Source organism: Pseudonocardia sp. NPDC049154 (assembly GCF_040648315.1).
GTDB lineage: Bacteria > Actinomycetota > Actinomycetes > Mycobacteriales > Pseudonocardiaceae > Pseudonocardia.
In genome coordinates, this window is sequence record NZ_JBEZDN010000151.1 from 1 (window position 1) to 18,432 (window position 18,432).

16 protein-coding genes are annotated in these 18,432 nt (G+C 73.1%); all 16 read right to left on the reverse strand.

Annotated elements, in window-relative coordinates; translation table 11 throughout:
• Positions 1-407: 407 nt before the first annotated feature.
• The 16 genes from AB0B41_RS38330 to ftsH all read right to left on the reverse strand — a co-directional run bounded on the left by AB0B41_RS38330 (position 408) and on the right by ftsH (position 17,912).
• Positions 408-1,406 carry a YihY/virulence factor BrkB family protein gene (locus tag AB0B41_RS38330; RefSeq protein WP_358211937.1) on the reverse strand — a complete coding sequence of 333 codons (999 nt, stop codon included), beginning with the start codon at positions 1,404-1,406 and terminating at the stop codon, positions 408-410.
• A gap of 224 nt (positions 1,407-1,630) precedes the next feature.
• Positions 1,631-4,180 (reverse strand): ATP-dependent Clp protease ATP-binding subunit, encoded by a 2,550-nt coding sequence (locus AB0B41_RS38335; RefSeq protein ID WP_358211938.1) that lies wholly within the window; start codon positions 4,178-4,180, stop codon positions 1,631-1,633.
• Positions 4,181-4,423: 243 nt separating this feature from the next.
• Complete coding sequence (locus AB0B41_RS38340; RefSeq protein ID WP_358211949.1) at positions 4,424-5,248, reverse strand: siderophore-interacting protein; 825 nt, start codon at positions 5,246-5,248, stop codon at positions 4,424-4,426.
• A gap of 206 nt (positions 5,249-5,454) precedes the next feature.
• The gene (locus AB0B41_RS38345) at positions 5,455-5,802 is read right to left on the reverse strand and encodes an Lsr2 family protein (protein WP_358211939.1); all 348 of its coding nucleotides are present in this window, start codon (positions 5,800-5,802) and stop codon (positions 5,455-5,457) included.
• 121 nt (positions 5,803-5,923) lie between these two features.
• Entirely contained in the window at positions 5,924-7,381 is a 1,458-nt protein-coding gene (gene lysS, locus AB0B41_RS38350) for a lysine--tRNA ligase (protein WP_358211950.1), read from the reverse strand.
• A gap of 56 nt (positions 7,382-7,437) precedes the next feature.
• Positions 7,438-8,280 carry a type III pantothenate kinase gene (locus AB0B41_RS38355; RefSeq protein ID WP_358211940.1) on the reverse strand — a complete coding sequence of 281 codons (843 nt, stop codon included), beginning with the start codon at positions 8,278-8,280 and terminating at the stop codon, positions 7,438-7,440.
• A complete protein-coding gene (gene panD / locus AB0B41_RS38360; protein ID WP_232867809.1) occupies positions 8,280-8,687 on the reverse strand; it encodes an aspartate 1-decarboxylase in 408 nt (135 codons plus the stop codon). The genes AB0B41_RS38355 and panD overlap by 1 nt, the downstream gene beginning before the upstream one ends.
• Positions 8,688-8,697: 10 nt before the next feature.
• Entirely contained in the window at positions 8,698-9,582 is an 885-nt protein-coding gene (gene panC / locus AB0B41_RS38365; protein WP_358211941.1) for a pantoate--beta-alanine ligase, read from the reverse strand.
• Positions 9,579-10,481 (reverse strand): DUF2520 domain-containing protein, encoded by a 903-nt coding sequence (locus AB0B41_RS38370; RefSeq protein WP_358211942.1) that lies wholly within the window; start codon positions 10,479-10,481, stop codon positions 9,579-9,581. The genes panC and AB0B41_RS38370 overlap by 4 nt, the downstream gene beginning before the upstream one ends.
• Before the next feature lie 411 nt (positions 10,482-10,892).
• Complete coding sequence (locus tag AB0B41_RS38375; protein WP_358211943.1) at positions 10,893-12,398, reverse strand: PrsW family glutamic-type intramembrane protease; 1,506 nt, start codon at positions 12,396-12,398, stop codon at positions 10,893-10,895.
• A gap of 51 nt (positions 12,399-12,449) precedes the next feature.
• On the reverse strand, positions 12,450-12,938 hold the full coding sequence (locus AB0B41_RS38380; RefSeq protein ID WP_358211944.1) for a DUF3180 domain-containing protein: 489 nt from the start codon (positions 12,936-12,938) through the stop codon (positions 12,450-12,452).
• On the reverse strand, positions 12,935-13,429 hold the full coding sequence (gene folK, locus AB0B41_RS38385; protein WP_358211945.1) for a 2-amino-4-hydroxy-6-hydroxymethyldihydropteridine diphosphokinase: 495 nt from the start codon (positions 13,427-13,429) through the stop codon (positions 12,935-12,937). The genes AB0B41_RS38380 and folK overlap by 4 nt, the downstream gene beginning before the upstream one ends.
• A gap of 82 nt (positions 13,430-13,511) precedes the next feature.
• Entirely contained in the window at positions 13,512-13,916 is a 405-nt protein-coding gene (gene folB, locus AB0B41_RS38390) for a dihydroneopterin aldolase (RefSeq protein WP_358211946.1), read from the reverse strand.
• Positions 13,913-14,803, reverse strand: a complete 891-nt coding sequence (gene folP / locus AB0B41_RS38395; RefSeq protein ID WP_358211947.1) for a dihydropteroate synthase — start codon at positions 14,801-14,803, stop codon at positions 13,913-13,915. The genes folB and folP overlap by 4 nt, the downstream gene beginning before the upstream one ends.
• Positions 14,803-15,435, reverse strand: a complete 633-nt coding sequence (folE, locus tag AB0B41_RS38400; protein WP_081924092.1) for a GTP cyclohydrolase I FolE — start codon at positions 15,433-15,435, stop codon at positions 14,803-14,805. Before folE ends, folP begins: the two co-directional genes overlap by 1 nt.
• Complete coding sequence (gene ftsH, locus AB0B41_RS38405; RefSeq protein ID WP_358211948.1) at positions 15,432-17,912, reverse strand: ATP-dependent zinc metalloprotease FtsH; 2,481 nt, start codon at positions 17,910-17,912, stop codon at positions 15,432-15,434. The genes folE and ftsH overlap by 4 nt, the downstream gene beginning before the upstream one ends.
• Positions 17,913-18,432: the final 520 nt, after the last annotated feature.

The following is an 18,432-nucleotide window of genomic DNA, read 5'->3' on the forward strand; positions in this document are numbered from 1 at the left end:
GCCGCGCGTGGGGACCGTTCCCGGCCCCCGTCCCCGCGACTGGCCCGCAGACCGGCAGGGACGGTCTGCAGGCCCTCAGAAGCGGCCTGCGGCCCCGCAGGAGCCGCTTCCGGGCCGCCGCCGCCCCCAACCGCGTACCCAGGCGCAGGAGTGGCCCCCGCCCCAACGCCGCCCCTGACGCGAGTCGGGCCCCGGGCCCCCGCGAGTCGCGCTCTGCCCTCCCGCGAGCCGGCAGTTCCGGTAGCGCGAGTCGGCAGTTCCGGTAGCGCGAGTCGGCAGATTCGGTAGCGCGAGTCGGGAGTTCTGGCACCGCGAGTCGGCAGTTCCGGTAGCGCGAGTCGGCAGTTTCGGCCATCGAGTCGGCGAAGTCGGGTGACCGCCCGGGCGGTGTCCGGCGCGACGCCGACTCAGCGGGCCGGGGAGTCCGGGGCCTCGTCGAGGTGGTCGGGGATGCCGTCGTCGTCGGTGTCGGGCAGGCGAGGATCGCCCTGCCCCGCGCGCACGGCCTCGAGCTGCGCGGCGAGCGCGAAGCCGGCCAGCAGGGCGATGCCGCTGACGTTCGCCCAGAGCAACAACGCCATGATCGCCGTCAGCGGGCCGTAGGTCTCGTCGAAGTTCGCACCGAGCACCACGTACCCGGCCAGCAGCGCCGAGCCCGCGAGCCAGGCGAGGACGGTGACCGTGCCGCCGACGACGAGCCAGCTCAGGCCCGGCTGACGACGGCGCGGGGCGAAGCGCAGCAGCGCGGTCACCGCCACGATCAGGGCCGCGAGGCCTGCGGGCCAGCGCAGGACGTCCCAGATCTCCTCGGCGACGTCGCCCCACCGGTAGACCTGCTCCATCGCCTCGCCGAAGGGCTCGCCCGCGACGATGAGCAGGAGACCGACCGCCATCGCCACGCCCGCCGTCGCGGTCAGCAGGGCGGCGCGGCCGTACTTGCGGAGCGCCGGCCTGTCCCGCTCGGTGCCGTAGATCCGGTTGGCGCCGCGCTCGAGCTGCGCGAACGCCGAGGTCGCGGCGAGGAAGGCCGTGACCAGCGCCAGCGCGACGACGACCTCGCCGCGCTCCTCGCCCTCCACCTCACCTTCGACGGCCTGCCCGACGAGCTGGTCGCTGGTGCCGGGCGAGATCGCGACGACCGTCCGGGCCACCACCTCCGAGAAGGACTCCGCTCCGAGCGCGGTCGCCAGCCCCGCCCCGGCGATCACGAGTGGCACCGCCGCCAGCGCGAGCTGGAGCGCGAAGGCGCGGGCGTGGGAGAAGCCGTCGCCGTAGCGGAAGCGCACGACGCCCGTCACGAGGAGGTGGCGCAGGCCGTAGCGGCGGACGGTGTGCCAGGCATCGTCGGCGGAGAGCAGCTCGCCCGACATGAGCTCGGTCTCCGGGACGGCGCGGACCGAGCTCATGGCCGCCACGGTAGCGACGGCGGGCCGGACGTGCCGGTGGGCCGATGTCCGGAACTGCCGACTCGCGGTGCCAGAACTCCCGACTCGCGGTGCCGGAACTGCCGACTCGCGGTGCCAGAACTCCCGACTCGCGGGGTCGAAACTGCCGACTCGCGGGGTCGGACGTGAGAACGGCGGCGGCCCGCCTCCCCGGGGAAGGCGGGCCGCCGTCGTGCTGCCTGGTCCTACTCCTCGCCGCCACCGGCGGCGATGTCGACCGGCGGGGCGTCCGGGACGCCCGCGGCCGGGCGGGGCTCACCGCGGAAGGTGAACGTCGCCTTGTCGTCGTGCGCCGGGTTGCCCTCGGGCACGCTCTCGTCGATGCCCTCGACGTCGACGATCACGATCTGCCCCGGCTCGACCTCGCCGAACAGGATCTTCTCGGACAGCTGGTCCTCGATCTCCCGCTGGATGGTCCGGCGCAGCGGCCGGGCGCCCAGCACCGGGTCGAACCCGCGACGGGCCAGCAGGCCCTTGGCGGCGTCGGTGAGCTCGATCGCCATGTCCTTGTTGGCCAGGGCCTTCTCCACCCGCGTGATCATCAGGTCGACCATGGAGATGATCTGCGGCTTCGTGAGCTGGTGGAAGACGATGATGTCGTCGATGCGGTTCAGGAACTCCGGGCGGAAGTGCTTCTTCAGCTCGTCGTTGACCTTCGTCTTCATGCGTTCGTAGTTCGACTGCTCGTCGTTGCTCTGCGCGAAGCCGAGCCCGACGGCCTTCGAGATGTCCTGGGTGCCCAGGTTCGAGGTGAAGATCAGCACCGTGTTCTTGAAGTCGACGGTGCGACCCTGACCGTCCGTGAGGCGGCCGTCCTCGAGGACCTGCAGGAGCGTGTTGTAGATCTCCTGGTGGGCCTTCTCGATCTCGTCGAACAGCACGACCGAGAACGGCTTGCGGCGCACCTTCTCGGTGAGCTGGCCGCCCTCCTCGTAGCCCACGTACCCGGGAGGTGCACCGAAGAGCCGCGAGGCGGTGTAGCGGTCGTGGAACTCGCCCATGTCGATCTGGATGAGCGCGTCGTCCTCGCCGAAGAGGAAGTTCGCCAGTGCCTTGGACAGCTCGGTCTTACCGACACCGGACGGGCCGGCGAAGATGAACGAGCCGGACGGGCGCTTCGGGTCCTTCAGGCCGGCCCGGGTGCGGCGGATCGCCTGGGCGACGGACTTGACCGCCTCCTCCTGGCCGATGATCCGCTTGTGCAGCTCGTCCTCCATCTTGAGCAGCCGGGAGGTCTCCTCCTCGGTCAGCTTGAAGACGGGGATGCCGGTCCAGTTGGCGAGGACCTCGGCGATCTGCTCGTCGTCGACCTCGGCCACGACGTCCAGGTCACCGGACTTCCACTGCTTCTCGCGCTCCGACTTCTGCCCGAGCAGCTGCTTCTCCGAGTCCCGCAGGTGTGCGGCGCGCTCGAAGTCCTGCGCGTCGATCGCGGACTCCTTGTCCCGGCGGACGTTCGCGATCTTCTCGTCGAACTCCCGCAGGTCCGGCGGCGCGGTCATCCGGCGAATGCGCATCCGGGCGCCGGCCTCGTCGATCAGGTCGATCGCCTTGTCCGGCAGGTAGCGGTCGGAGATGTAGCGGTCGGCCAGCGTGGCCGCGGCGACGAGCGCCGGGTCGGTGATGGTGACCCGGTGGTGCGCCTCGTAGCGGTCGCGGAGGCCCTTGAGGATCTCGATGGTGTGCGTGACGCTCGGCTCGCCCACCTGGATCGGCTGGAAGCGGCGCTCCAGGGCCGGGTCCTTCTCGACGTACTTGCGGTACTCGTCGAGCGTGGTGGCGCCGATGGTCTGCAGCTCGCCACGGGCCAGCATCGGCTTGAGGATGCTCGCGGCGTCGATCGCGCCCTCGGCGGCACCCGCACCCACGAGGGTGTGGATCTCGTCGATGAACAGGATGATGTCGCCGCGCGTGCGGATCTCCTTGAGCACCTTCTTGAGGCGCTCCTCGAAGTCACCGCGGTAGCGGGAGCCGGCGACCAGGGAGCCCAGGTCGAGCGTGTAGAGCTGCTTGTCCTTCAGCGTCTCCGGGACCTCGCCCTTGACGATGCCCTGGGCCAGCCCCTCGACGACGGCCGTCTTGCCGACGCCGGGCTCGCCGATGAGGACGGGGTTGTTCTTGGTCCTCCGGGAGAGGACCTGCATGACCCGCTCGATCTCCTTCTCCCGGCCGATGACCGGGTCCAGCTTGCCCTCACGGGCCTGCTGGGTGAGGTTGCGACCGAACTGGTCGAGCACGAGGGAGGACGACGGGGTGCCCTCGCCGCGGCCGGTGGAGGCCTCGGCGGGCTCCTTGCCCTGGTAGCCGGACAGCAGCTGGAGGACCTGCTGGCGGACGCGGTTGAGGTCGGCTCCCAGCTTGACCAGGACCTGCGCCGCGACGCCCTCGCCCTCGCGGATCAGGCCGAGCAGGATGTGCTCGGTGCCGATGTAGTTGTGCCCGAGCTGCAGCGCCTCGCGCAGCGACAGCTCCAGCACCTTCTTCGCCCGAGGCGTGAACGGGATGTGTCCCGACGGCGCCTGCTGGCCCTGGCCGATGATCTCCTCGACCTGCTGCCGGACGCCCTCCAGGGCGATCCCGAGCGACTCGAGCGCCTTCGCGGCCACACCCTCGCCCTCGTGGATCAGGCCAAGGAGGATGTGCTCGGTGCCGATGTAGTTGTGGTTGAGCATCCTGGCCTCTTCCTGCGCCAGGACGACAACACGCCTTGCTCGGTCGGTGAACCTTTCGAACATTCGCACTCCTTGCCTGCTGCGCCCACACGTGCGACGCGTCCAGCATCCCTGTGACACTGCGCCGCGGACGCCCCATACCACTGTATCGGTCGCCGACCGATCGGCGCCTCCGCCGCGGCCCCACGTAACGCGCACGGTACGCACCGACACCGGCACAACGGTGTGACCTCGGCGTCCATTCCCCGTCGACGGGCGTTCAGCCCTGCGCGAACGGTCAGGCGCGGCGCCGACCTGCGAAGATCGTCAGACCGGGGCGGGCGAGCCGGCCTGCTCGGCCTCCTCCAGCCGCGCCTGCTCCTGCTTGTAGACGCGGAAGCCCTCCTCGTCCCGGCCGCGCCGCCAGTAGCCGGAGACGGACAGCGCGTCCCGGTCGACGCCGCGCTCGCGCAGCAGGTGCCGCCGGACCTCGCGGACCTCGGCCGCCTCGCCGTGGACGAACGCGTGCACCCGGCCGGCCGGGAACTCCAGACCCCGGACGGCGTCCAGCAGGGCACCTGCCCCACCGTCGGGGGCGCCGGCGCGGTGCAACCAGCGCAGCCGCAGGTCACCGGCGCAGACGAGGTCCTGGCGGTCGGCCTCGTCGTCGACCTGGACGATCGCGTGGACCGGGACGCCGGCCCGGATCCGCTCCAGCGCGGCGCCGATCGCGGGCAGTGCCGCCTCGTCGCCGACGAGCAGGTGCCAGTCCGCCTCCGGGTCGGGCGCGTAGGCGCCGCCCGGGCCGAGCAGCCGCAGCACGTCGCCGGGGCGCGCCGAGGCGGCCCACGGGCCGGCGAGGCCGCTGTCGCCGTGGTGCACGAAGTCGATGGTCAGCTCGCCCGCGGCGGGGTCGAACGCGCGCACCGTGTAGGTCCGCACCCGCGGCCATTCCTCGCGCGGGTGGTCCCGCCGGACGGCCTCCATGTCGAGCGGCTCGGCGTAGTCGACGCCCGGCACCGGAAACAGGATCTTCACATAGCGGTCGGTGAACTCGGTGTCGGGGAACGACGCGAGGTCGGGCCCGGCGGCGACGACGCGCACCATGTGCGGGCCGATCCGCTCGGTGCGGGCGACCTCGAGGGTGGTCATGCGGCGTGCCACGGGTGTACCTCCGGGAGCGGCGGGTCTTTCGCCCCACGCTACGCCCGGGGCTAGGTGAGGCAACCCTTGCTTCCGTCCAGCAGAAGGGCCGGCCGGGACGCGCCCGGCCGGCCCTCCGACGTGCGCCGCTCCGAAGGGAATCGGCGGTCCGCCCCCTCGTCCGAAGGGGCCTCGGCTTCGGGGCCGACGGGTTCTCAGTTCTCCTGGTGGTAGGCCTCCAGGACCTCGGCCGGGATCCGGCCGCGGTCGGAGACCTTCATCCCGCGCTTGCGGGCCCAGTCACGGATGGCCTGGTTCTGCTCGCGGTCGATCGACGGCCGCCGGTTCGTGCCGCCGGGCGACGATCCGCCACCGCCGCGGCGCCGCCCGGAGGCCCGCCGGGCCGCACCCACGTAGGACGCCAGTGCGTCCCGCAACTTGCTCGCGTTCGCCGTCGACAGGTCGATCTCGTAGCTCTTCCCGTCGATGCCGAACTCGACGGTCTCGTCGGCGTTCTCGCCGTCGAGGTCGTCGATCAGCTTGATCTCGCGGATCTGCGCCACCGCCGCAGCCTCCTGGTTCGAATAGTTCCTGCTGAATGCACGGCCGCGCCGCCGGGGAAATATAACTCGATTACCGAAGGCGTGTCGAGCAGGGGTCGAACTCGCGAGAATCTGGCACGCGTTATAGCTCGCGGCGGACCAGCGGGAAGAGGATCGTCTCCCGGATTCCGACGCCGGTCAGCGTCATGAGGAGGCGGTCGATGCCCATTCCCATGCCGCCGGTCGGCGGCATTCCGTACTCCATGGCCCTCAGGAAGTCCTCGTCGAGCTGCATCGCCTCGGGGTCGCCCTTGGCCGCCAGCAGGGACTGGGCGTGCAGCCGCGCACGCTGCTCGACGGGGTCGACCAGCTCCGAGTAGGCCGTGGCCAGCTCGTGCCCGAACACGATGAGGTCCCAGGACTCGGCGAGCCGCGGGTCGTCGCGGTGCTGACGGGTCAGCGGGCGGACCTCGACCGGGTAGTCGCGGACGAAGGTCGGTTCCTGCAGCGTGTGCTCGACGAGCTTCTCGAACAGCTCCAGCACGATTTCGCCGGCGCCCCACGAATCCTGCAGCGCCACGTCGTGGGTCGCCGCGATCTTCCGCAGTTCCTCGGCCGACGTGTCCGGCGTCACGGATTCACCGACGGCCGTGGCGACCGAATCGTGCAGCGTGACCGAGCGCCACTCGCCGCCCAGATCGTGTTCGGACCCGTCCGCGTGACGCACGACGGTGGAACCGAACACGGCGCGTACACATTGCTGGATCAGTTCGCGGGTCAGAACGGCCATGTCGTCGTACGTGGCATAGGCCTGGTAGGCCTCGAGCATCGCGAACTCGGGCGAATGGGTCGAGTCGATGCCCTCGTTGCGGAAGACGCGGTTGAGCTCGAAAACGCGCTCGATCCCGCCGACGACCGCCCGCTTGAGGAACAGCTCGGGGGCGATCCGCAGATACAGATCCGTGTCGATGGCGTTCGCGTGCGTGACGAACGGGCGCGCCGCGGCCCCGCCGTGCAGCAGCTGCAGCATCGGCGTCTCGACCTCGACGAAGTCCCGGGCCTCGAACTCCCGGCGCAGCGTGCGCAGCACCGTGGAGCGCGCCCGGACCATCTCGCGCGCCTGCGGGCGCATGATCAGGTCGACGTAGCGCTGCCGGACGCGGGTCTCCTCGGACAGGTCGCTGTGCGCGTTGGGCAGCGGGCGGATCGACTTGGCGACCATCGCCCACGAGTCCGCCATGACCGACAGCTCGCCGCGACGGGAGGTGATGACCTCACCCGTGACGGCCACGTGGTCGCCCAGGTCGACCTGGGCCTTCCAGCGAGCCAGCTCGTCCGCCCCCACCTTCGCGAGGCTCAGCATGGCCTGCAGCTCCGTGCCGTCGCCCTCGGTGAGCTGGGCGAAGCAGAGCTTGCCGGTGTTGCGGAGGAACATGATGCGCCCGACGACGGTCACGACCTCGCCGGTCCCGCTGTCCGCCGGCAGGTCGGGGTGCGCTTCGCGGACGGCGCGCAGCGTGTGGGTGCGCGGCACGAGGACGGGGTACGGGTCGACGCCCGCCTCCAGCATCTCCGCGCGCTTCTTCGCGCGCACCTGCATCTGCTCGGGCAGGTCGTCGGCGGGGGTGCGCGGCTCGTCGGTCACGCCGGGTAAGGCTAGACGGCGGTACCGCGCGCCGTCCGCGCGGTGTCCGCCCGCGGCTCCTGCACGCCGCCGGGGGCCGCACCCGTGCGGACGTTGCGCTCGTACGTGAGGCGCAGGCCCTCCAGGGTGAGGTCCGGGGCGTACTCGGTGATGGTGTCCGAGATGCCCTTCATCAGCGGCGCGAGGCCGCCGGTGCCGAGCACCGTCACCGGGCCCGCACCCGGGCCGAGCTCACTGATGATCCGGCGCACCAGGCCGTCGACCTGGCCGGCGAAGCCGTAGAGCACGCCGGACTGCAGGCACTCCACGGTGTTCTTGCCGATGACCGAGCGGGGCGGCACGAACTCCACGGTGCGCAGCGCGGCGGCACGGTGGGCGAGCGCGTCCATCGAGATCTCGATGCCGGGGGCGAGCGCGCCGCCGAGGAACTCGCCCTTGGCCGACACGACGTCGATGTTCGTCGATGTCCCGAAGTCGACGACGATGCACGCGGTCGCGTGCCGGTGGTGCGCGGCGAGCGTGTTCACCACCCGGTCCGCGCCGACCTCGCGCGGGTTGTCGACCAGCAGCGGCACGCCCGTCCGTACCCCCGGGCCGACGACGACGGTCGGCATCCGCACCGCCCGCCGCTCCAGCATCAGCCGCAGCTCGCGCAGCAGCGACGGGACGGTGGACAGCGCGGCCACGCCGTCGACCCGCGGGGCGTACTCGCCGAGCATCGCGCCGACCGCGACCTCCAGCTCGTCGGCCGTGATCCGCGGGTCGGTCCGCATCCGCCAGTCCCGGACGAGGAGCTCGCCCTCGTACACACCCAGCGCGATCTGGGTGTTGCCGATGTCGACGCAGAGCAGCATCAGCGGGAGCCGGACAGCAGCCCTGAGCCCTCGGGGGCGTGCGCCGGGTCCGAGCCCTGCTCGACGATCCGGTTGTGCTCGTCGACGAACACCACGCGCGGCGAGTAGGTGAGCAGCTCGGCCTCGTCGAGCTGGCCGTAGGCGATCAGGATGACGAGGTCGCCGGGGTGCACGAGGTGCGCGGCGGCGCCGTTGATGCCGATGACGCCGCTGCCCCGCTCCCCGGGGATCACGTAGGTCTCGAGCCGGGCGCCGTTGGTGATGTCGACGATCGCGACCTGCTCGCCCTCCAGCAGGTCAGCGGCCTCCATGAGGTCGCGGTCGACGGTCACCGAGCCGACGTAGTGCAGGTCGGCCTGGGTCACCGTGGCGCGGTGGATCTTCGAGGTCATCATGGTGCGCAGCACGGGGAGCTCCTCAGAGTTGAACGGCGACGTTGTCGATCAGGCGGGTGGTGCCGATCCGGGCGGCGACGAGCAGCCGGGCGCGGCCGCCGTCGACCGGCTCGCCGAGGGTGTCGGCGTCGCGCAGCTCCAGGTACTCGACCTGCAGCGCCGATTCGGAGTCGAGGACCGCGCGGGCCCGCTCGAGGACCGCCGCGGGCCCGTGGGCCGAGACGGCGGCGCCCTCGCGCAGCGCGCGGGACAGCATGACGGCGCGGGTGCGCTCGTCGGCGGAGAGGTAGACGTTGCGCGAGGACAGGGCCAGCCCGTCCGGCTCGCGGACCGTCGGCACACCCACCACGGACAACGGGAAGTCCAGGTCCCGCACCATCTTCTTGACCAGCGTGAGCTGCTGGTAGTCCTTCTCGCCGAACAGTGCGACGTCCGGCCCGACGATGTGGAAGAGCTTCGCGACCACCGTCAGCACCCCGTCGAAGTGCCCCTGCCGCGGCCCGCCCTCGAGGTCGGAGCCGAGCGCCCCGGCGACGATCCGGGTGTCCGAACCCGGCGGGTACATGTGGTCGACCGACGGCGTGAAGACGAGCTCGACGCCCTCCTCGCGGCACGCGTCGAGGTCCCGCTCGAGGGGCCGCGGGTAGCGCTCCAGGTCCTCGTTCGGCCCGAACTGCAGCGGGTTCACGAAGATGCTGACGACCGGGACCACGTTGCCGGGCACCGCCCGGGCGTGCCGGATCAGCTCGCGGTGGCCCTCGTGCAGCGCGCCCATCGTCGGCACGAGCACGACCTTGCGCCCGGCCGCCCGCAGCGCGCGGGTGACGGGGGTCAGCTTGCCCGGGTCGTCGTGCACGGTCAGCCGGCCGCGGGCGTAGCCGTTGCGGGTGCGGGCGGGTGCGGTCACCGGTGCTCCTCAGAGTCGTCGAGGGCGGCGCGGACCTCGTCGGCCGCGTGGTCGGGCAGCAACCCGCCCTCCGCCGCGCGGTGCGCGGTGCGACGGGCGAGGGTGCGGTAGGTGTCGGCGAGCTCGGGATCGACGCGGTCGAGCTCGCGGAGGTGGGTGCGGACGGTGCCGACGTCGCCGCGGGCGACCGGTCCGGTCAACGCGCGGTCGCCGTGGCGCAGCGCGTTGTCCAGCGCGGCCGAGAGGAGGGGGCCGATCAGTCGCTCGGCAGGTCTGATCCCGGCCTTGTCGAGCAGGTCGGCGCAGTCCCGCACGAGCGTGACCAGGTGGTTCGCGCCGTGGGCGAGGGCGGCGTGGTACAGCGGCCGGACCTGCTCGGGGACCCGGACCGGCTCGGCGCCGAGCTCCAGGACCAGCGCCTCGCCCACGTTCCAGGCGGCCTCGTCGTCCGCCCGCGCGGTCACCGCGACGCAGCAGCCGGTGAGGCGCTGGACGTCCTCGGGCCGGCCGGTGAAGGTCATGACCGGGTGCAGGGCGAGCGGCAGGATCCCGTGCTCGACGGCCGGGTCCAGCACGTCGACGCCGTGCGCTCCGGCGGTGTGGACCACGATCTGGCCGGGACGGAAGGCGCCGGCGGCGGCGAGGCCGCGGACCAGGCCGGGCAGGACGTCGTCCGGGACGGCGAGGAGGGCGAGGTCCGCCGCGCGGATCACCTCGTCCGGAGCGAGCAGCGGGGCGTCGGGCAGGAGGGTCTCGGCGCGGTGCACGGACGCCCGGGAGACCCCCGAGGTCGCCACGACCCGGTGTCCCACCGCGTCCCACGCGGCACCCAGAACGGCCCCGACACGGCCGGCGGAGACCACTCCGACGGCCAGCCGGGCGGGCCGGCCAGCACTCATCACGCGCTCCTGCTCCGTTCCAGTCCACCAGGGGTACCGGACGTTGTGGTCGACATCGATCGGCGACGACGGGCACGAGGGTAGGCGGGTGTGGACCGTCCGGGGGAGAGCGCGTGACGGGCTTCACCGGCCGGGCGGCTCACACACCGGTCACGGCGGCGTCATGCGGTGGTGATCGAAGGCCGGGAAGGGGCGGAGAAGCAGCGCGGCGATCCTGCGACCCGCGCCGGAGGCCGGCACACCCGAAAAGCCCCTCCCACACCCGGTCGACCGGGTGTGCGACCGACCTGCCGGGTGTGCGATCCGGCAGGAACGGGTGTGCGTCGGTGGCACGTCCTCGACGCCGGACCGCGGCTCCGACCGCGCCTACCGCTCCGACCGCCGAGTCGGCGAGAGAGGAGCCTGCGCTCGTCAGCGCCGGGGCGGCGGGCCCCAGCCCGGCGGGGGGCCGGGGGGCGGCTGCTGGCCGCGCGGGGGCAGGCCGGGAGCGCCGTAGGTCGGTGGGGGACCCTGGCCCTGGCCGGGCGGCTCGTAGCCCTGCGACGGCGGGCCGTAGCCCGGGGTGGCGTAGCCCTGCGACGGCGGGCCGTAGCCCGGGGTGGCGTAGCCCTGCGACGGCGGGCCGTAGCCGGGGGTCGCGTGGCCCGGGCCGTACCCCTGCGGGACCGGGGCCCAGCCGGGAGCGGGGGCGGGCGGCGGGGTCCAGCCCGGCGGGTGCTGGTTGCCCCAGGCGGCGGTCAGCGCGTCCGGCATGCCGAGGGCCCGGGCGCGGGCCTTGGCGAGGGCGCGCAGCCGCTCGTGCTCCAGCTCCTCGGCGCTGTCCCGGACCGCGCCGCGGGCGATGCGCGAGCGCAGGAAGGCGAGCTCGGTGACCGCGGCCTGGTAGTCGGCGACCGCGCGGGCGGCGTGCGGCCCCGACCGCTGCTTGACGGCCCGGCGCCAGCCCCGCCGCTGCGCCAGGTTGCCGAGCAGCGGCACCTCGCTCCAGGCGATCCAGCCCGCCTGCGCGAACGACGGCAGCTGCTCCGCGACCGTCCTCGCCTCGCGCCGCCGCTGCCAGATCACCACGACCGCCAGCCCGATGAACAGCGGCACCATGATCACGACGTAGACCTGCACGAACCCGGTCCCACCCAGGACCGACGCGGCGCCGTTCCACATCGCGTGCAGCAGCACCGCGACGAGGTAGCCGGCGAGCACCGCGAGCACCCGCACCGCCGTGCTGCGGCTGGCCGCGGCGATGCCCGCCCCGATCCCGATCATCGAGGTGAACAGCGGGTGCGCGAAGGGCGAGAACACCCCGCGCAGCAGCAGCACGGCGAGCACCCCGCCGCTCTGCCCGGCCATCGCGTCCTCCGCGAAGGCCCGGCCGATGTAGAGGATGTTCTCGGTGAAGGCGAAGCCCGCGGCGACCAGGCCCGCGTAGACGATCCCGTCGACGATGCCGTCGAACTCCCGGCGCCGCCAGATCAGCAGCCCGACCAGGAAGAGCCCCTTGAGCGCCTCCTCGACGAACGGGGCGATCACGACCGAACCCAGCACATCCCCGCTGCCGCGGCCGAGCAGGGCGTCGACCGCCAGGGCCGCGCTGGAGTTGATGATCAGCGCGGACAGAGCCGCGAAGCACGCTCCCCAGAGGAACGCGATCAGCAGCATCCGCGGCGGCTCGGGCTCCCAGCGGTCGATCCACAGGAACGTCGCGACGACGGGGCCGACCGGCAGCAGCGCGCACAGCGCCCCGACCAGCACCCCGCCCGGACCGACCGAGTTGCCGACCAGGCCCAGCACCACGAGCCCGCAGACGCCCAGCGCCACCAGGCCGACGACCGGCAGCAGCACGCCCTTGCGCCGCGCGGCGTGGGTGTGCCGCGTGGTCGGCTCCGCGGGCGGGTGTCCGGTCGGCACGGGGAAGGCCATGGCGGCGAGCCTACTTTCCGCCACCGACATCCACCGGCCGTCACCGGCGCCCTACCGGGTGGCCGCCCCGTCCCCGGAACCGCCGTCGCGACGTTGCTCGTCCGGGTCGTCCGGCGTGCGGCAGCACCGTTCCAGCCAGAGCGCCCCGCCGACCAGCACGAGCGCGCACAGCAGCCCGACGACCGCCGCCGTGGTGTCCGACGACGCCGCCGTGACCGTGGAGGCCCGCGGCAGCACGTAGGCCAGGAGCCCGGCCCACAGCCCGCCGACGAGCGCGCCCCCGACGGCCGACGCCTGCGCCACCAGCACGGCCCGGGCCGCCACCAGCGGCTCGACGGGCTTGCTGCCCGACCGGCGCTCCACGCGACCCTTGAGGATCCACCCGGCGGCGGCCTCGGCGAGCCCGAGCACACCGAGCGTGACCCCGGCGGGCGCGGGGAAGGACGGCAGCGTGCCGTAGGTCAGGCTGACGACAAGGTGCGCCACGATCCCGGCGCCCAGGAAGGCGACGAGCAGGTCGCGATGCCGGAGCGGCTTCACCGCAGGACCAGGTCCGGCCGCGGCCGCACCGTGTCCGCCTCGCCCGCGGGCAGCGCGGCGAGCAGGTCGGCGACGCGCCCGTGCCCCGGCAGCACGGCCTCGGGCTCGACGTCGAGCCACGGGATCAGCACCGTCGCGCGCTCCGGCGTGCCCGGGTGCGGGAGCAGCAGCTCGGGATCGTCGCTGGTCACCCCGTCGACGGTGACGACGTCGACGTCGAGCGTGCGCGGGCCCCACCGGACCTCGCGGACCCGCTCGGCGGCCTTCTCCAGCTCCTGCCCGCGGCGCAGCCAGCCCCAGTGGTCCACGGCCGGGTCCGCGACGATCAGGACCGCGTTGAGGTAGTCCGGCTGCTCGACGCCGCCCCACGGCGCCGTCTCGTAGACCGGCGACGCGGCCACCACCGCCGCGCCGAACCCGGCGACGGCCCCGCGCAGATAGGCGAACCGGTCGCCGAGGTTGGACCCCAGCGACAGCACCGCGCGGCTCACGACGCCCCCACGCCGGAGCGAGCGGCCCCGTCGCTCACCAGGTATGAGCGAAAGCGCCGTTCGCCGATCGCCGCCACGGGACTCACGCCGGGATCACCCGACCCCGCTCGTCGTCCTGCCGGGAGCGGCGGGCGACCACCGCGACGTCGGCGAAGTCCAGCGGGATGGGGGCGTTCGGCTTGTGCAGGGTGACCTCGACGGCCTGCACGCGGTCATCCTCCATGACCGCGTCGGCGATCTCCGCGGACACCGTCTCGATGAGGTCCCGCGGCTCGCCCGCGACGATCGCCGCGGCCCGCTCGGCCAGCTCGCCGTAGTGCACCGTCTTCGTGAGGTCGTCCGTCGCGGCGGCCTCCCGCAGGTCCAGCCACAGCACGACGTCGACGACGAAGTCCTGCCCGTCCCGCTTCTCGTGGTCGAACACCCCGTGGTGCCCGCGCACGCGCAGCCCGCGCAGCTCGATGCGATCCGTGGCCGGCCCGCTCATGCCGGCGGCTCCCCCAGCCACGGCCCGGTGCGGGCGCGCGAGGCGCCCAGCCGGTACGCCGTGCTGACGGCCACGGCGTCCATCGTGGACTCCACGTCGTGCACCCGGACGCCCCACGCCCCCACGTGCGCGGCGAGCGCACTGATCGCGGCAGTGGCGCCGTCCCGGCCGGCGGGCGGGCGCAGCTTGCCCTCGGCGTCGGCCAGCAGCTGCCCGAGGAACCGCTTGCGCGAAGCCCCGACCAGCACCGGGAAGCCCAGCGCGACCAGCACGTCCAGCCGGCGCAGCAGTGCCCAGTTGTGCGCGGCCGTCTTCGCGAAGCCCAGCCCGGGGTCGAGGATCAGCCGGTCCGGGTCCACTCCGGCCATGACCGCCGCGTCCGCCCGGGCCACGAGCTCCTGGCGCACCTCGCCGATCACGTCCTCGTAGGACGCCAGCTCCTGCATCCGGTCGCTGTGCCCGCGCCAGTGCATGAGGATCCACGGCACGCGCAGCGACGCGACCGCGGCGGCCATCCGCGGATCGGCCAGTCCGCCGGACACGTCGTTGACCACGACCGCACCGGCCTCGACCGCGGCCTCGGCCACGGACGCGCGGGTGGTGTCGACGCTGACCCGGACGCCCTCGGCGACCAGGTCGCGGATGACCGGGACCACCCGGTCCCGCTCGGTCGGGGCGTCGACCCGGCCCGCGCCGGGCCGGGTGGACTCCCCGCCGACGTCGACGAGGTCGGCCCCGGCGTCGCGCATGGCGACCCCGTGGGCGACGGCGTGCTCCCGGTCGAGGTAGCGCCCGCCGTCGGAGAACGAGTCCGGGGTGACGTTGAGGATGCCCATCACGACGCAGCGGCCGGGATGCGGGACGTGCCCCGCCAGCCCGCCGGCCATCACGTGCCCCGGATCAGCGACAGCGCCTCCGCGCGCGAGGACGGGGAGGTCTGGAAGAGCCCTCGGACGGCGGAGGTGGTCGTGCGCGAGCCCGGCTTGCGGATGCCGCGCATCGCCATGCACAGGTGCTCGGCGTCGATCACCACGATCACGCCGCGCGGGTCCAGCTTGCGGACCAGCGCGTCGGCGACCTGCCCGGTCAGCCGCTCCTGGACCTGCGGCCGCTTCGCGTAGAGGTCGACCACGCGGGCGATCTTCGACAGCCCCGTGACCCGGCCCTCGACCGACGGGATGTACCCGACGTGCGCCACCCCGTGGAAGGGCACGAGGTGGTGCTCGCAGGTGCTGTACAGCGGGATGTCCTTGACGAGGACGAGCTCGCCGTGGCCCTCGTCGAACGTCCGCTCCAGGACCGTCGCCGGGTCGACGTACAGCCCGGCGAAGATCTCCTCGTAGGCGCGCGCGACGCGGCCGGGGGTGTCCCGCAGGCCCTCGCGGTCGGGGTCCTCCCCGAGCGCGATCAGCAGCTCGCGGATCGCGGCCTCGGCGCGTGCGTGGTCGACGCCCGCCGCGGCCCGCCGCTCCGCCGCCGTGTAGGCCGGCGCCTCGCCGTCGGTGGTTCCGGTGCTCAGTTCCTGCTCCCTGCGTCGGGGCCCTGTGGGCCCGGCGCGTCCGGACCCTCCGCGGCCGGACGCTGCGCGGGCGGCTCCTGCCCGAACTGCTGCGTCGGCTGCTCCGGGGAGGCCTGCTGACCCTGCCCCTGCTCACGACCGTAACCCGGCGCCTGGCCCTGCGCCGTCCGGTCACCCTGGTGGGGGGCCCAGTTCGGCGGCGGCCAGGTCTGCCCGGCCGGGGTGGTCGCGGGGCGCCAGTCCGGCGGGGCGCCGTAGTTCGGCGCGACCGCGTAGGGCGGCTGTCGGTCCTGGTTGCCGCCGGCCACCTGCGGGACGTGGCCGTGGCCGTTGCCGGCCCCGTGGACCGCGCCGTTGCCCTGGGCGTGCCCGCCGTTGCCCTGCGGCGCCCCGTGCGCCGGTTCGGCCGGGAACCCGCCCGGATAGCCGCCGCCGTTGGGGCCAGGGCTGGGCAGCGGGCCCGGGCCGCCGTTCGGACCCGGCGACGGGACGGTGTGACCGCCGCCCGGGTACGAACCGACGGGAGCGGGCTCGCGCTCGGTCTCCGGGGGCCAGATCTCGCCGCGCTCGCGGGCCAGCTCGGCGCGCGTCTTGATCGGCGGCTTGTCCGACGGGGTGCGCTCGCCGAAGTCGTTGAACGCGGTGATCCGCGGCCGCTTCTCGACGTCGCCGAAGATCCGCTCCAGGTCCCGGCGCGTCAGCGTCTCCTTGTCCAGGAGCTCGACGACCAGGTTGTCCAGGACGTCCCGGTAGGTGTTGAGGATCTCCCACGCCTCGGTGTGCGCGGCCTCGATGAGCTTGCGCACCTCCTCGTCGATCTCGTGGGCGACCTCGAGCGAGTAGTCCGCCTGGTTGCCCATCGAGCGGCCGAGGAACGGGTCGCCCTGCTCGCGGCCGTAGCGGACCGCGCCGAGCCGGGCGCTCATGCCGTACTCGGTCACCATCGCGCGGGCGATCTTGGTGGCCTGGTCGATGTCCGACGACGCGCCGGTGGTCGGCTCGTGGAACACGAGCTCCTCGGCCGAGCGCCCGCCCATCGCGAAGACCAGCCGGGCGATCATCTCGGAGCGCGTCATCAGGCCCTTGTCGTCCTCGGGGACGACGAGCGCGTGCCCACCGGTGCGGCCGCGCGGCAGGATCGTGAGCTTGTAGACCGGCTCGAGGTCCGGCATCGCCCACGCGGCCAGCGCGTGCCCGCCCTCGTGGTAGGCGGTGATCTTCTTCTCCTGCTCGGAGATGATCTTTCCCTTGCGCCGCGGACCACCGACGACGCGGTCGACGGACTCCTCGAGCGCGGCCCCGTCGATCAGCGAGCCGTTCTCGCGCGCGGTGAGCAGCGCGGCCTCGTTGATCACGTTCGCCAGGTCCGCACCCGACATCCCGACGGTGCGCTTGGCCAGCGAGTCGAAGTCCACGTCGTTGGCGAAGGGCTTGCCCTTCGAGTGCACGGACAGGATCGCCTTGCGGCCCGCGAGGTCCGGCGCGCCGACCGGGATCTGCCGGTCGAAGCGCCCCGGGCGCAGCAGCGCCGGGTCGAGGATGTCCGGCCGGTTGGTGGCCGCGATGAGGATGATGCCGCCGCGGGCGTCGAACCCGTCCATCTCGACGAGGAGCTGGTTCAGGGTCTGCTCGCGCTCGTCGTGTCCGCCGCCGAGGCCCGCGCCGCGCTGGCGGCCGACCGCGTCGATCTCGTCGACGAAGATGATGCAGGGCGAGTTCTGCTTGGCCTGCTCGAACAGGTCCCGGACGCGGGAGGCGCCGACACCGACGAACATCTCGACGAAGTCCGAGCCGGAGATCGTGTAGAACGGCACGCCCGCCTCGCCCGCGACCGCGCGGGCCAGCAGCGTCTTGCCGGTGCCGGGCGGCCCGTAGAGCAGCACGCCCTTCGGGATCTTCGCGCCGAGCGCCTGGTAGCGGCCCGGGTTCTGCAGGAAGTCCTTGATCTCGTAGAGCTCCTCGACCGCCTCGTCCGCGCCGGCGACGTCGGAGAAGGTGGTCTTGGGCATGTCCTTGGACAGCTGCTTGGCCTTCGACTTGCCGAAGGACATGACCCGGTTCCCGCCGCCCTGGGCGTTGTTCATCATCCAGAACAGGACGAGGAGCACGAGGCCTAGCGGGATCAGGTAGATCAGCATCGTGGTCAGGAACGAGTCCTGCCGCACGATCGTGTTGTAGTTCGCGACCCCGGCGTCCTGCAGCTTCGTGAACACCGCGTTCGACGACGCCGCCGGGTACTGCGTGATGATCTTCGTGCTGCCGTCGACCGGGTTGGTCAGGTCGAGGCGGAGCCGCTGCTCCTTGTCCTCGATCGTGGCGTCGGCCACGTTCCGGGCGTCGATCTGCTGCAGCGCCGTCGAGGTCGGGACCTGCGTGTAGCCGCGGGTGTCGTCGAAGAGCACGGAGAACGCGAAATAGACCAGGACCACGACGAGGATCCAGATCAAGGGGTTGCGGAGCAGGCGCTTGCGGTCCATGCAGCTTCGGCCCTGGTGGCCTTCACCTTCCCGAGTGTGCGTTCCGGTCCCGCGCTGGCGGCGACGCGCCGACCGGCCTGATCCGCCAGGATAGCTTCCGCCGGCCGAGGACGCGCCACCGCGCCGGGCGCGGACCGGCGGGGTGATCGTGCCGGTTCAACGATCGACGGCCGGGCGGTGTTCCCGCCCGTCCTCGCAGGCCCCGGGCCCGGCAGGCTCCCCGAGAGGTCTCGGTGGCGTCTCGGGCCCGCACCGAACCGGCCACCCCGCTCGCGACGGACGTTCACGTGATGGTGGGGTATCCCGGCGCCGGACGTGTCGTTGGACCCTGGCGGCGGGTACTCGCGGGACCGAATCGTGGCGGGCGGACGTCGCGGTGGTCGGGGAAGCAAGGGGTGGCGAATGCGTTTGCGGTCGGGCGGTGCCGTGCGGGGGCCGGGTTCTTGGGCCCGGCGGGCGGTCGTCGTACGAGACGTCGGTGAGCGCCTGGATGCAGCGCTTGAGCCCCTGCTTCGCCGCG

Coding starts and splice junctions, on each gene's coding strand:
- AB0B41_RS38330 (WP_358211937.1), bottom strand. CDS start 1,406: ATGAGCTCGGTCCGCGCCGTCCCGGAGACCGAGCTCATGTCGGGCGAG.
- AB0B41_RS38335 (WP_358211938.1), bottom strand. CDS start 4,180: ATGTTCGAAAGGTTCACCGACCGAGCAAGGCGTGTTGTCGTCCTGGCG.
- AB0B41_RS38340 (WP_358211949.1), bottom strand. CDS start 5,248: ATGACCACCCTCGAGGTCGCCCGCACCGAGCGGATCGGCCCGCACATG.
- lysS (WP_358211950.1), bottom strand. CDS start 7,381: ATGCAGGTGCGCGCGAAGAAGCGCGCGGAGATGCTGGAGGCGGGCGTC.
- AB0B41_RS38355 (WP_358211940.1), bottom strand. CDS start 8,280: ATGCTGCTCTGCGTCGACATCGGCAACACCCAGATCGCGCTGGGTGTG.
- AB0B41_RS38370 (WP_358211942.1), bottom strand. CDS start 10,481: ATGAGTGCTGGCCGGCCCGCCCGGCTGGCCGTCGGAGTGGTCTCCGCC.
- AB0B41_RS38375 (WP_358211943.1), bottom strand. CDS start 12,398: ATGGCCTTCCCCGTGCCGACCGGACACCCGCCCGCGGAGCCGACCACG.
- folB (WP_358211946.1), bottom strand. CDS start 13,916: ATGAGCGGGCCGGCCACGGATCGCATCGAGCTGCGCGGGCTGCGCGTG.
- folP (WP_358211947.1), bottom strand. CDS start 14,803: ATGGCCGGCGGGCTGGCGGGGCACGTCCCGCATCCCGGCCGCTGCGTC.
- ftsH (WP_358211948.1), bottom strand. CDS start 17,912: ATGGACCGCAAGCGCCTGCTCCGCAACCCCTTGATCTGGATCCTCGTC.